9 protein-coding genes are annotated in these 13,699 nt (G+C 39.3%); 5 read left to right on the top strand and 4 right to left on the bottom strand.

Annotated features, from left to right (window positions below; genetic code table 11):
* Positions 1–90: 90 nt before the first annotated feature.
* Together BIZ36_RS05625 and BIZ36_RS05620 are read left to right on the top strand one after the other, a co-directional pair.
* Positions 91–2,811 carry a putative LPS assembly protein LptD gene (locus BIZ36_RS05625; protein WP_222937276.1) on the top strand — a complete coding sequence of 907 codons (2,721 nt, stop codon included), beginning with the start codon at positions 91–93 and terminating at the stop codon, positions 2,809–2,811.
* A gap of 12 nt (positions 2,812–2,823) precedes the next feature.
* Positions 2,824–3,207 (top strand): RidA family protein, encoded by a 384-nt coding sequence (locus BIZ36_RS05620; protein WP_187456888.1) that lies wholly within the window; start codon positions 2,824–2,826, stop codon positions 3,205–3,207.
* A 71-nt stretch (positions 3,208–3,278) separates the two neighbouring features.
* On the opposite strand, the gene BIZ36_RS05615 is transcribed toward BIZ36_RS05620, so the two are convergent.
* The 4 genes from BIZ36_RS05615 to BIZ36_RS21295 form a co-directional block, all read right to left on the bottom strand.
* Positions 3,279–4,130 carry an N-acetylglucosamine kinase gene (locus tag BIZ36_RS05615; RefSeq protein ID WP_187456887.1) on the bottom strand — a complete coding sequence of 284 codons (852 nt, stop codon included), beginning with the start codon at positions 4,128–4,130 and terminating at the stop codon, positions 3,279–3,281.
* Positions 4,131–4,209: 79 nt separating this feature from the next.
* A complete protein-coding gene (gene gap, locus BIZ36_RS05610) occupies positions 4,210–5,211 on the bottom strand; it encodes a type I glyceraldehyde-3-phosphate dehydrogenase (RefSeq protein WP_187456886.1) in 1,002 nt (333 codons plus the stop codon).
* Positions 5,212–5,233: 22 nt separating this feature from the next.
* Positions 5,234–6,220: a 6-phosphofructokinase gene (pfkA, locus tag BIZ36_RS05605; RefSeq protein ID WP_187456885.1), complete on the bottom strand. Its 987-nt coding sequence runs from the start codon at positions 6,218–6,220 to the stop codon at positions 5,234–5,236.
* A gap of 255 nt (positions 6,221–6,475) precedes the next feature.
* Positions 6,476–10,954, bottom strand: a complete 4,479-nt coding sequence (locus BIZ36_RS21295; protein WP_502709163.1) for a translocation/assembly module TamB domain-containing protein — start codon at positions 10,952–10,954, stop codon at positions 6,476–6,478.
* A gap of 48 nt (positions 10,955–11,002) precedes the next feature.
* Between BIZ36_RS21295 and tsaD the strand changes: the two genes are divergently transcribed.
* The 3 genes from tsaD (at position 11,003) to BIZ36_RS05585 (ending at position 13,694) form a co-directional block, all read left to right on the top strand.
* Positions 11,003–12,046 carry a tRNA (adenosine(37)-N6)-threonylcarbamoyltransferase complex transferase subunit TsaD gene (tsaD, locus tag BIZ36_RS05595; protein WP_187456884.1) on the top strand — a complete coding sequence of 348 codons (1,044 nt, stop codon included), beginning with the start codon at positions 11,003–11,005 and terminating at the stop codon, positions 12,044–12,046.
* Between the two features lie 13 nt (positions 12,047–12,059).
* Complete coding sequence (locus tag BIZ36_RS05590) at positions 12,060–12,767, top strand: 16S rRNA (uracil(1498)-N(3))-methyltransferase (RefSeq protein WP_187456883.1); 708 nt, start codon at positions 12,060–12,062, stop codon at positions 12,765–12,767.
* Between the two features lie 276 nt (positions 12,768–13,043).
* Positions 13,044–13,694 (top strand): DUF4159 domain-containing protein, encoded by a 651-nt coding sequence (locus tag BIZ36_RS05585; protein WP_187456882.1) that lies wholly within the window; start codon positions 13,044–13,046, stop codon positions 13,692–13,694.
* Positions 13,695–13,699: the final 5 nt, after the last annotated feature.

The raw sequence follows: 13,699 nt of genomic DNA, 5'->3' as shown, positions 1-13,699 counted from the left end.
ATATGTAAGTTTGACCTCCGAAAGCCAAGCCAATCGCTTACAAAAATAGGATATATAGCCTTGCAATCAAACATACACTTTTTTCTTTTCATGGCATTGCTATTGCTGGGCACTTTTTCGGTAACTGCTCAGGAAGGCGGTATAGTATCATTACCCATTAAAACGGAGAAAGACACCATAATAGCCCCCCTTATTCCTAATCCGTTGGCGCAAAACCAGGCTAAAAACGATAGCCTACAAGCAGATACCGTGCCAAAACAGCCGTCTGTTTTGCTGGATAAAATAAAATATAAGGCTAAGGATTACGTAAAACTCAGCCAAAAGGACCAAAAAATATATCTTTATAACGAAGCAGAAATCTATTATCAAGATACGGAGTTAAAGGCCGGAATTATTGTTATGGATTATGTAAAAAACGAGGTCTATGCCGGCCGAATTAAAGATTCCTTAGGCAATTATACCCAGCTACCTTATTTCAAACAAGGGGACAACGAAGTTAGACCAGATAGTATCAGGTTTAACTTTGATACGGAAAAAGCCCTTATTTTCAATTCAAGAACGGAACAACAAGCGGGACTTGGACAATTGGGTAGTGACGCAATGAAGGTCTACGCCCAAACTACAAAAAAGGAAAACGACTCCGTTTACTTTATGAGCGAGGCTAAAATTACGACCTCCAATGATACCATCAACCCAGATTACTACATCAGGGTAAGGAAAGCCAAGTTTGTACCCAAGAAAAAAGTAATAGCCGGGTTTAGTAATCTCTACATTGCGGACGTACCCACTCCCATTGCATTGCCTTTTGCCTATTTTCCCCTAACGGTAGGAAGAACCGCTGGTTTAATGATGCCAACTTTTGGTAACGACCCCAATAGAGGTTATTTTCTGCAAAATGGAGGTTATTACCTTCCCTTTAGCGATTATGCCGATTTAACGGTAACCGGTGACTTTTATACCAACGGCAGTTATGGTTTTAGAACCGCAACGGTCTACACCAAAAGATACAAATACAGGGGAAATATTAATTTCAGGTATGAAAACTTGGTAAGCAGCCAAAGGGGTTTTGACGACTATAGCAATCAAAAGATTTGGAACTTTCAGATGTCCCATTCCCAAGATACAAAAGCAAGCCCAAACTCTCAGTTCTCGGCAAATGTGAATTTAGGAAGTAGCTCTTATTACCAAAACTCCTTGAACCAAGTAAACCTGCCACTTACACAGAACAACACCTTATCATCATCCATTTCATACTCTAAAACATTTCCCAACTACCCATCTGTGAACATGAGTTTGACCGCATCACATTCACAAAATACGAGTGCCTCGGCTAGGGAAAACCCAGATTTAAAAAACATACAAATGACCCTGCCTACCTTTCAGGCAAGTATGGAGCGTATTTTTCCCTTTGCCAAAAGAGAGGGCATTAAAAAAGGAGCAATTCAGAACATCAATTTTCAGTATGATGTGAATGCAAGAAATCAGCTTACCACCAATGATGAGGACTTTTTGACCGCCGCCATGTTTGACGAAGCCAAAATTGGAGCTAGGCACCGGTTGCCCATTAGCACCAACTTTAAGGTTGCCAAATTCTTCAGCGTTAGTATGGGCGGTAGTTATGAGGATGTGTGGACGCTGGAAACCTACCGACAAAGATATGAGCTAGGAACCAATGGTGAAGTTGGTGAAGTAGTAAGGGATACCATCCCTGGCTTTGACAGGTACAACAAATACAACTTGAGTGCCAGTGTAGGTACCACTCTTTATGGTACTTTCAACTTTGGGGAAGAGAAAAAAATACAGGCCATTCGCCACGTTATGAGACCCTCTTTAAGTTATGGGTATGCACCTTCCTTTGATCAGTTTTATGATGAATATTTAAATAATGACACTGGCGAAGTGGTACAGTACAGTAGATTTGAAGGAACTTTGAACGGTGCGCCTAGCCTAGGAAAATCTAACAGTTTAAGTTTTTCCTTGGCCAATACCTTAGAAGCGAAAGTGACGGACAAGGATTCTACCGCAACGGAAGCCAAGAAAATATCAATTCTGAACAACTTTAATATCTCAACCGGATATAACTTTGAATCAGATTCCTTAAAACTTAGTCCACTTAGGGTGAACGGCGGTACCAATATTCTAAACAATAAAATGTCCATTAACTTTTCGGCCGGTCTTGATCCATATGCGATAGACAACAACGGCCGCCGGGTAGATAAGTTCAACATTGACAATGGCGGAAGCCTTTTCAGATTAACCCAGGCCAACATTAATATTGGATATTCTATTGATAGTGAAACTTTTGGAAAGAAAAAAGAAGACTCGGAGGAGGATGAAGAGGAACCGGGAGCTTACGATTATGTAGCCCAAAGTGGTGGCCGTGATGACGACCTTTTTGGACGGTCTGACAATTACAACAATGAACTACTAGAAGATAGATATGGCGAAAGAGATGAAGATGAGGATATTGAAAACCCACCCTACGCCACCAAAATACCTTGGAACTTTAGACTGGCCTACTCTGCCAGTTATTTGAACTCCGCAAGACAAAATGAGTTTAGCAGTCATTCCTTGATGTTCTCAGGAGACATAGAACTTTCGCCACGATGGAAAGTTGGTGGGTCTTCCGGATATGATTTTAAGAACAAGGGTTTTACCTTAACCCAACTACGCTTTGAAAGGGATTTGAAAAGTTTTAGAATGAACTTTAACTGGACACCGTTTGGAACTTATACGCGCTGGTATTTTTTCATTGGAATCAAAAGTTCCATTCTTAGCGACCTAAAATGGGAAAACCGCAGTCAACGATAATACTATTGAAATATGGAAAAGAGAATTATTAATACTTCTAACGCCCCCGCCCCCATTGGGCCTTACAACCAGGCAGTTCTTATTTCGGGTACATTATATATTTCTGGGCAAATTCCATTGGATGCCAAAACCAGAAAACTTATAGAAGGTGACATTAAAGCCGAGACAAGAAAATGTATGGAAAACATAAAGGCCATACTAACAGCGGCTGGAATGACCTTTGAAAATGTGGTCAAGAGCAGTATATTTTTAAACGATATGAAGCAATTTTCCTATGTTAACGAAGTTTACGGCTCTTACTTTAACGAAGAAACTGCTCCTGCCAGGGAAACAGTTGAAGTTGCCAATCTTCCCAAATTCGTAAATGTGGAAATATCAATGATAGCGGTTGAATAATTCAGCTTATCCGTAAAACAACAAAAAAGGCCCTTATTAAGGCCTTTTTTCATTTCTTATTATCTCAATCGTTAAAGTGTTTCCCTGTGAAATTCCATGAGCCCTTCAATAGGTCTTTGACGTATAACACCAACGATCAAATCATTTCTTTCCAATACGGTAACCAACTCCTCCCTTAAATAATGAGCAATGCTTCCCACAAAATTAATAGGTACTTTGGTGGCAAGCTCAAACTGCATAATGTAATTATTTACAAACTGCTGAAACCCTTTATCAATGACTCCCCTACAATATGGATGTGTTTTGTTCTCGATTAAAAATCTGGCAAAGGTGGCCAAATAGGTGTTTGGATTGGGTTGCTTGTACAAGTTCTCCTTAATGACGTCTGGGTCCAAATCGTACTCCTTGGCAAATTTAATGGCCAAGTCTTGAGGTATTTTATGGAAATAGTAATCTCTGATCAATTTACGACCAAAGAAATTTCCACTACCGTCATCCATAGGAATATAACCCAAGGAAACCACTTTTTGAAAAAGTTGATGGCCGTCATAATAACTACAGTTGGAGCCGGTGCCTAGAATACAAACTATGCCCTGATGTCCAATTTTAGTTGTTGAGAAAATGGCCGCATACGTATCTTCCTTAACATCGGCCACGGCATTGGGAAAAAAATCCTTGAAGATATTCCTCAGAAACTTTTTCATTCTTTCCGTACCGCATCCTGCACCGTAAAAATGCAATCTGGTAACATCTTTTCTGTTCTTGGAAAGCTCAAAATTATTGGCCAACCTATCCTCGATAACCTCACGGGTAAGTACTTCTGGGCTCAACCCAAGCGTTTGGGTCAAAAAGAGCTGTTCCCCATTTTCATCAAGGGCTATCCAATCAGATTTTGTGGCACCGCTATCTACAATTAAAATCATATAAACCGTTTAAAAAAGAAATCCTGAAAATAAGCAAATTTCGCCCACCTTCAGGATTCCATAGCAAATACTTTAAATATTATAAACTAGCAACGTGTTGCACCATATCTACCATTTTGTTGGAGAAACCGGCTTCGTTGTCATACCAGCTAATCAACTTGTAGAATTTAGAATTCAACTCGATACCGGCACCTGCATCAAAGATACTTGTACGCTTATCACTTACGAAATCTTGAGAAACAACAGCTTCTTCAGTATATCCTAAAACACCTTTCAACTCGCCTTCAGAAGCCTCCTTGAACGCTTTTTTGATTTCTTCGTACGATGTTTCTTTTTCCAATTTCACGGTCAAATCAACAACTGAAACATCCGCAGTGGGAACCCTAAATGCCATACCTGTCAGTTTACCTTCCAAAGCAGGAATAACCTTGGTTACAGCCTTGGCTGCACCTGTAGCAGCAGGAATAATGTTTAGCATAGCACTTCTACCACCTCTCCAGTCTTTTTTGGAAGGACCATCAACGGTCATTTGTGTAGCAGTAGTTGCGTGAACAGTAGTCATCAAACCTTCTGCAATACCAAAGTTATCATTCAATACTTTAGCCAATGGAGCCAAACAGTTAGTGGTACAAGATGCATTGGAAACTATGGTATCCGTAGCTTTAACGTCTTTATGGTTAACACCCATAACGAACATTGGCGCATCTTTGGAAGGAGCGGAAATAACTACTTTTTTAGCACCACCGTCAATATGGTATTGAGCAGTTTCCAAAGTAGTAAAGATACCTGTACACTCTGCAACCACTTCAACACCAACCGCATCCCATTGAATACTTTTTGGGTCACGTTCTGCAGTAATTCTTACGGTATTTCCGTTTACGATCAAGTTACCGCCTTCAACTTCTACCGTACCATCAAATTTACCGTGTACAGAATCATATTTTAAAAGGTAGGCCAAGTGCTCAACATCCAAAAGGTCATTGATAGCTACTACGTCTACACCTTCTCTCTTAACGGTTTCCCTAAAGACCAATCTACCAATACGGCCGAATCCGTTAATTCCTATTTTTAAGTTTGACATGTGTTTTTGTTTTTAGAATTAATTACGTTGTCATTATTTCAGAAACTCTAATAAGTTCCTTATCTATTTTTGTATGCCCCTTAATAGCTTTGCTAATTGGGGTCAATATAATTTTGTTGTTTTGAACACCAACCATAAAATTGGTTTGGCCCTCTAAAAGGCTTTCTACCGCCTTCACGCCCATTCTACTTGCCAAGACCCTGTCATAACAAGAAGGAGCTCCACCACGCTGCATATGTCCTAAAACAGATACACGCACGTCATAAATAGGCAAGTGCTTTTCTACATATTCCTTTAGTTCAAAAACACTTTTCCCTGTTTTATCACCTTCAGCAACAACCACTATACTGGAAGACTTACCAGATTTTTTACTACGCTTCAAGGACTCTAAAAGCCTTTCTAACCCCCTATTGTGTTCAGGAATCAAAATCTCCTCTGCACCAGCCCCAACACCTGTGTTCAATGCAATATGACCAACATCCCTGCCCATTACCTCTACAAAAAAGAGCCTGTTATGGGAGCTTGCGGTATCGCGGATCTTATCGATTACCTCAACTACGGTGTTCATGGCAGTATCATACCCCACGGTATTTGAAGTACCAAAAATATCGTTATCAATAGTACCTGGAATACCTATGATTGGAAAGTGATATTCCTGACCAAACACCATGGCGCCGGTAAAACTTCCGTCCCCACCAATCACCACAAAGGCATCAATTCCTTCGGCCTTTAGTTGTTCGTATGCTTTTTTACGTCCTTCGGGAGTTCTAAAATCATCACAACGAGCAGATTTTAAGATGGTTCCACCCTTGTTGATGATATTATTGACGCTCCTTGCGTCCATAGGCTTAAAATCGCCCTCAATCATTCCTTGATACCCTCTGTAGATTCCAACACAATCTACCTTCATGTAGGCACAAGTTCTCACCACCGATCTGATGGCCGCATTCATGCCCGGAGAATCGCCTCCAGACGTTAAAACGCCTATCTTTTTTATCTCTGAAATCATTAAAAAAAACTAAGTTGCAATAATAACAAACTTATTTGAAACTTGAAGACAGATCTATATCAAATTTATGTCAAAGATTGTTACGAAATCGTTGTAAACTTCACACTTCCGGAGCACGGAATTCAAAATTCAATTCATAATCCTAGTTCAAGTAGCCTAGTTTATAGGAAATTGCACTCCACACACCCCTTAAAATCCTAAATGTTTCCATTGGAACATTGCCCTCATTTAGTCGTAAGAATGTTAGTAACATTACTATTTAAGCCTTTTATCCTTAGGATAGAACCGCAGTAAACTATCACGCCCCATTACCGCAGTGGGTGTGGATTCCGGAGAAGGCAGTTTATCCTTTACAGGAGTTTGCTCTTTATCTTTCATTTTAAGAATGGAACGAAATAACTGGCGAAAACTATTAAAGTCTACTTCATATTGAAGTCCCACTCCTTGGGTATAGCCAAACCTATCTGCCAAATAATCTTGAATTTCACTTTCCCTATTAAAGAATTTAGCACTTAAGGTTCCTTCTTCATTTAGCAGTAACTGAATTTCAAAATCACCGGCTACCACGGTTTCCGTTGTACCTCCAATTGGCACCCCTACCTTTCCATTGAAAAGGACGCGGTCACTTATTTGGGTGGACACTGTAAATCCAATCCGGTTTTCTGTTTGAAAATCCGCATTACGGTCCAAAACCCCCTGCTCATAGGAAAGCCCTAAATTAAAATTATCGTTATCTCCCAATACCTGATTTAATAGTCCGGAAGCCGATTGTAACAAATTGCCGGTCACCGCTTGCTGGTTAATACCTGTCTGGTCATTGACAAAAGAACCTTGAGCCAATAGAACAAGAGCATTTTGTTCTTCTACCGTAGGATCCTGTAGACGGTATTCCAACTCCGATTTTATGATAGAGTTGGTACCGGGAAAATCTATATTAAATTCAATATCTGGACTTTCAAGGTCATCTGTAAGCTTAATAACAACTTCTGTTGGAAGTCTTCTGGTATAACCCGGATTGTCCAGCAAAGGTGCGGGATTGGCATTAAGGGAATACACCGCTTCCAAATCCAATGTAGCTTTTAAGGGTTCACGATCCCAAACAATGGTTCCTCCGGGTTTTACCTGAAATGTTTTGTTGATTACCCCCCCAAATTTATAATTGTATTGCCCGTTAACCACAACAAAATCCCCATACATTTCAAAGGCGCCCCGGGTATTGATCCTAATCAAAAGAATACCCACTCCACTCCCTTTTAGAGAACTACCTGTTCTGGTATCGGTCACAATTTCCACTTCGGCATCAGGGGTAACATCAAGGTCAAATGTTAGTTCCAATCCTTGAAATTCATCCAAAACCCTCGTTTCCTCGACCTTGTTAAGTCCGTTCTTCTCCACAAAGTTAATGAAGGAATAATCACCAATGGTAGCAACGTCACTTAAGGGAATTTTCAAGGAAGTGCCAGAGGCCGTACTTCCCTCCACATTAATATTCAAGGCATTGGTAGGTCCAAAAATCCTACCCTTCCCATTTAGAAACCCTGTACCATAATACAAGACCTCTTCCTCAAAATCCGTATTTAGGATAAGCAGCCTGTTGTTGTTGGTATCAACATTTAAATCAAGTATCCAATCATCAAAATACGAATGACTGATGGTTCCATCAAGCGTGGCTTTGGTATTCTTAGCTACATCGGTCACCCTTATATTATCAAAATCAAATGTTTGCTTCGTTAAATTAACCCTGGAATTCTGTGCAAAATTATAATCCACATTAAGATAGGGAATACCAATACCTGCATTATCCAGGGTAAGGATACCACTAAATTCAGGGTTGTCCACCGGGCCGTCAATACGCGCATTTCCACTTACATCCCCTCTAATATTACTAATGATATCCTCGCCCAAGGGAGCGAAAGGCTCGAGATCAAAATCTTCAAAATTCACCAAAAGCTTTGCCTCGGGCATATCACCCTGATTCAAGATATTCCCAACAATACCCAGTTTCTCCCTACCTTGATCGGTTATCTGGGAATTGACGACGAAATCTGTCAAATCCTTATTACCTACAATACCCAAGGAAAGATCCCCTAACCGAATATCATTTATAGAAAAATCCTCCACTCCTAAATTAGAAGAGGGCAAATAGACATTATCCCTTTGAAGAATGTTCAAGGTACCGTTTACCTCACCCTGCAATTTTAGACTATCTATGGCCGGTGTAATCTTGTTGAGGGAAACAATCTTAAATTGAAGCTGTAGATCTTTGTACGTAGAGTCTGCCAATTCACCACGAAGCCTTATTTGCTCTTCCTCGCTATTGTTCATGACAATTTCCTCAATATTGATACTATCCAACGTTCGGTTAATGATTACCTTGTTCTTATCATTACCTTCTTTGTTCAACACCCATGTATTGCCCTTGAAACTGACATCTGAGGTTTTAAGCCCGATGACCGATTTATTCTCTTTGTTAAAAGTATGGTAGAAATTGAGATTGTAGCTGTCATTAAAATTACTACCTCCCTTAAATTCCGTACGGAAAAACAAGGTATCCTTTAGCGTTGTGTTAATGAGCTTAAAATCCTGAACATCGTAATAATTGGTCTTTAAGTCCCCCACGGAGACAAACGTATTAAAAAGTGGATTTTTGTTGTCTATCTTCACATCAATACTATCCGCCTCATTGCCATAGGCTACAATACTTGGTGATTTAAAATTAAGTTTAAAGTCACCATCATCTGCCACGATATTTCCACGGATAAAAGTGTTTGGATCAAACCGTACTTCCGGAAAAAAAACATCTACAATCTTATTGTATATTTTAAAGTTGAATGCCAAGGTCTGCCCTTCGGAAATGGTAAATGGCCTATAATTGGTGTAGATACTACCCAAAGAGTTTTGCACCAGCCTTCCCAATTCCTTGACACGAAAATTCCCCTTCATATATCCAGTGATAATGTCCGGTGAGTTGATATCTATCACGCGTGTAGTATCGCTTTCAAACTTTGAAGAAACCTTAAAATCCTCAAAATAATAGGTGTCATTCTGATTTTGGAAAACAGTTTTGGTAAAATTCACATCCCCTACCAAGTTATCAAGTGTATTACCTGTGATGTTCATATTCACATTTCCCTTGAAAATGGAAATACTATCGTTAATAAAGTTGAGTTTGTTCAAATCCGCATAATCCACGGACGCAATGAAGTTGAAATCATTTCGGTCGTCTCCAAAATCTGCCAACCCCTTAAAACTGAATTTTAGATTTTCATCATTACTTAACAGCGTACCATCAAATAATTGTTCCTTGAGAATACCACTAACCTTGATATTACTGTAGTCATAGTTATTAAAGTTTACCGAGTACACCTCTCCAATCACCTCCGTATTCAAGGTCTCTTGTACAAAGCCCTGTCCTTCAACATTAAAATCCAAACTGGTTTTGCCTAGACGTTTGTTTTCCACAAATTCACCCAAATCAAAATCGATCAAGCTCACAAACCCATTATAGGTAGCATTATCAATATTATTTACATTGGTGAGCTGCAGGTCTGCATAACTACTCCCAATGGCCGTATTAAGATTTACTTTGGCATCAATAGAAGTTTCGGTTATCGTGGCATCCCCACGGATGGTAAATTGACCTAATTTTTGAAAGGAAGACGGCAAGGATTTTCCCAAAATATTAGGCATGAGCGACCTTAACTCATAATAACTTGAAGTCACATTTTTCATGTTGGCCATCATAATAAATGGCTTGGACCGGGTGAAAAGATTCCTGAAATTAAAATCTCCCCTAATGCCCGTATTATCAGATTGAAGAAAGAGTTCTTCCGTATTTAGATTATTTAGAACACCGTTCACCTTTGAAGAAAAATTGACCTCTTTACCACTCCCAAATTGGTCATATAGCATATTAATTTCATCAAAGGCAACAGCAGATTCTTCAAATTCCGCATCAACTTTCACCTTGTTCAAAAAATCTGCAAAGTCTTTTCGCTCATAATTAAATTCCAATTGTCCTTTTAGATGTGAACCTGGAGTTTTGATTAAGAGCGAATCAAAACTCATTCGCTGCTTGGTGTATTTAAACCGCGTGGCCATGTGGGCTACATCAATACCTCTTTGACTTGCAAAGGACATATCACTGATGCCTACACTTACCTCCGGACCCAAAATCAAGAAATCATCGGCAACTATATTCAGGTTACTAAAATTCAGGATTTCCTCTGTTTCAAAGTTTTCATCTAACAACCTAAAATTGCTATTTGCTATATCTATATGTGAAGAAGAGAAATAAAATGGATCAGTACCAGGTTTTCTAGGCTTACCATCGTCCAATTTATCTATAAAAACTTCAAGATTGGTGTTCTTGTCATCCTTGTAAGTTTTTAGCTTAAAGTCTAACCGGTCAATAGCAATATCACCAAATTCTAGACGACCTTTGGTTAAATTACGGATACTAAGCACCGAAGTAGTTAACCTATCAATATGAAATAGCGTATCTTTCTTGTAATCCTCTATAAAGACACCTTGTAAATTGGTGTCCCAGGTTATGAGGGAAATTCGCAATTTATCAATGGTAATATTGACATCAAAATCCTTATTAAGCGTATTTGTAGCGTATTGTGCAAACCGAGTCTGAACGATGGGCAAAGAAAGAACCAGCGTACCCAGGACACAGATAACAAGAAGCACCAAAAGGGTCCTAACCAGTATTTTTCTTAGTTTTTTGATAGGGTCAATATGTTTTACCTTTGCCTTTCAACTATTATTCCAAACTAAATGGAAAATAAATCAATTTATATTCTGGCCATTGAATCTTCTTGTGACGATACTTCCGCGGCCGTACTTTGCAATAAAAAAGTGCTTAGTAATGTAACCGCTACACAAAAAATTCATGAGGAATACGGAGGTGTCGTACCTGAACTTGCATCAAGAGCGCACCAGCAGAATATTGTACCTGTAGTGCATCAGGCTTTGAACAAGGCAAATATCGATAAAAAACTAATATCTGCCATAGCTTTTACAAGGGGACCCGGATTAATGGGATCTTTATTGGTAGGTACTTCGTTCGCCAAATCTTTGGCACTAGGATTAAACGTCCCGCTTATTGAAGTCAACCATATGCAAGCCCATATTTTAGCGCATTTTATAGAGGGGCAGAACGAAGAAACGCCACAATTTCCATTTTTGGCCATGACCATTAGTGGAGGGCACACGCAAGTAGTTCTAGTAAAGGACTATTTTAATATGGAAATCTTGGGCGAAACACTGGATGATGCCGTTGGCGAGGCCTTTGATAAAAGTGCCAAGATTTTGGGTCTCCCCTACCCAGGCGGACCTTTAGTTGATAAATATGCCAGGGAAGGAAACCCAAAAGCTTTTTCATTTCCCAAACCAAAGGTAGAAGGCCTTAATTTTAGCTTTAGCGGCCTTAAAACAAGCATTCTTTATTTCATACAAAAGGAAACGGCCAAAAACCCCAAATTCATAGAAGAGAACATTGCGGATATTTGTGCCTCCATACAATTTACTATTATTAATATTCTGATGGACAAGCTTAAAAAAGCGGTCAAAGAAACCGGCATAAAGCAAATTGCCATAGGAGGAGGTGTTTCTGCAAATTCCGGTATTAGGGAAGCTTTGAAAAAAGCCGAGAAAAACAAAGGATGGAAAACCTTTATTCCAAAATTTGAATATTGTACGGATAATGCCGCTATGATCGGTATCGTTGGCCAGCTCAAATACGAAAAAGGCAATTTCACCAATTCATCCGTTAGCGCCAAGGCTAGATATACTATTACCCAAGCAGAGCAACCCATTTGAAAAACCTATTTCCATGCAGCTGTTTTACCATCCGCAATTAGACCAAAGCGTAAATCAATTTACTTTTCCCGAAGAAGAGAGCAAGCATATAGTACGCGTATTACGAAAGAAGGTTGGCGACCAACTTATGGTAACTAACGGAAAAGGCTTTCTGTTCACTACAGAAATTATTTCTTCCGAATCCAAAAGGTGTAAAGCACAAGTGCTTAACGCACAAAAAAAACATCAAAAAATGCATTGGTTCCATATGGCCGTGGCACCAACCAAAACCAATGACCGATTTGAATGGTTCTTAGAAAAAGCAACGGAGATAGGTATCAATGAAATCACCCCTATTTTTTGCGAACACTCCGAAAGAAAAACGGTTAAAAAAGAACGCTTGGAAAAAGTGTTACTTTCCGCTATGAAGCAAAGTTTACGCACCTACCTTCCTAAACTTAATGATGCCGTTAGCTATAGTGATTTCCTAGAAAAAGAACAAAGTGGGCTTTTATTTATCGCACATTGTGAGGAAGATGAAAAAGTTGAACTAAAACGTAGAGTGGCTCCGGACAAAGATATCACTATCTTAATTGGACCCGAGGGGGATTTTAGTATGCAGGAGATAAAAACCGCTAAGGCGAAAGGCTTTTTGCCGGTTTCCTTAGGGGATAGCAGGTTGAGAACGGAAACAGCGGCTTTAGTCGCTTGCACAACGGTCAACCTCATCAATAATGGCTAAAAATCAGATTTAGCCAATCTATTTCGTGAAATTACAAAGATTGAATTAAGACAATATACACGGAAAGTATCACTTTCAAAGACCCTAATTAACATTCTTAAAATCTGAAATTTATAGTTAAATTTTAATTAGTCCAAATCGTCAAAAACCTGCAAAGAGAGAATTCAACCAATTAAATTATATTGCTACAACCTTTTTAAATGTTTCCTGTTGAAGGATGATTTTTAAGGACACTATTCATACATTTGAAGTATTCAACCAAAGGGTCAAAACGCTATGAAAAAACTGTTGTTAACCAGCCTTATATTGACCTCTTTTTCTTTTCTCCCTCTTACAGCACAGGAAGTTGCTATTTTAAAGTACAAAGGTGGTGGTGATTGGTATGCCAACCCTACCGCACTTCCCAATCTTATAAAATTCTGCAACACCAAAATACAAACCGCTCTGGATGAAAAACCTCAAACCGTTGAAGTAGGAAGCCCGCTTATTTTTCAATACCCTTTTCTACATATGACGGGACATGGAAATGTCGTTTTTTCAGAGGAAGAAGCCGCCAATCTAAGGGACTATCTTTTTTCGGGAGGTTTTTTGCACATAGACGACAATTATGGAATGGCCCCTTATTTAAAAAAAGCGCTGCAACAAGTTTTTCCCAACCAACAATTAGAAGAAATTGGTCGCGACCACCCCATTTTCAACAGTTCCTTTCCATTCCCAAATGGATTACCGAAAATTCACGAGCACGACGGAAAACGCCCACAAGCTATGGGTATTTTTCACGAAAACAGGTTGGTTTTGTTATTCACAACAGAAAGTGACCTGGGTGATGGATGGGAAGACCCGTCTGTTCATAATGACCCAGAAGATATTAGACAAAAAGCATTGCAAATGGGAGCAAATATCATTTCATACGTTTTCAAAAACTAAAAGTC

This window comes from Cytophaga sp. FL35 (assembly GCF_014349235.1).
Taxonomy (GTDB): Bacteria; Bacteroidota; Bacteroidia; order Flavobacteriales; family Flavobacteriaceae; genus Euzebyella.
This window is presented reverse-complemented; position numbering and strand designations above follow the sequence as displayed.

Excerpts from the sequence above, each read along its gene's own strand:
- BIZ36_RS05625 (WP_222937276.1), top strand. The coding sequence starts at position 91 with ATGGCATTGCTATTGCTGGGCACTTTTTCGGTAACTGCTCAGGAAGGC.
- tsaD (WP_187456884.1), top strand. The coding sequence starts at position 11,003 with ATGGAAAATAAATCAATTTATATTCTGGCCATTGAATCTTCTTGTGAC.
- BIZ36_RS05590 (WP_187456883.1), top strand. The coding sequence starts at position 12,060 with ATGCAGCTGTTTTACCATCCGCAATTAGACCAAAGCGTAAATCAATTT.
- BIZ36_RS05620 (WP_187456888.1), top strand. The coding sequence starts at position 2,824 with ATGGAAAAGAGAATTATTAATACTTCTAACGCCCCCGCCCCCATTGGG.
- BIZ36_RS05585 (WP_187456882.1), top strand. The coding sequence starts at position 13,044 with ATGAAAAAACTGTTGTTAACCAGCCTTATATTGACCTCTTTTTCTTTT.
- BIZ36_RS05615 (WP_187456887.1), bottom strand. The coding sequence starts at position 4,130 with ATGATTTTAATTGTAGATAGCGGTGCCACAAAATCTGATTGGATAGCC.
- pfkA (WP_187456885.1), bottom strand. The coding sequence starts at position 6,220 with ATGATTTCAGAGATAAAAAAGATAGGCGTTTTAACGTCTGGAGGCGAT.
- gap (WP_187456886.1), bottom strand. The coding sequence starts at position 5,211 with ATGTCAAACTTAAAAATAGGAATTAACGGATTCGGCCGTATTGGTAGA.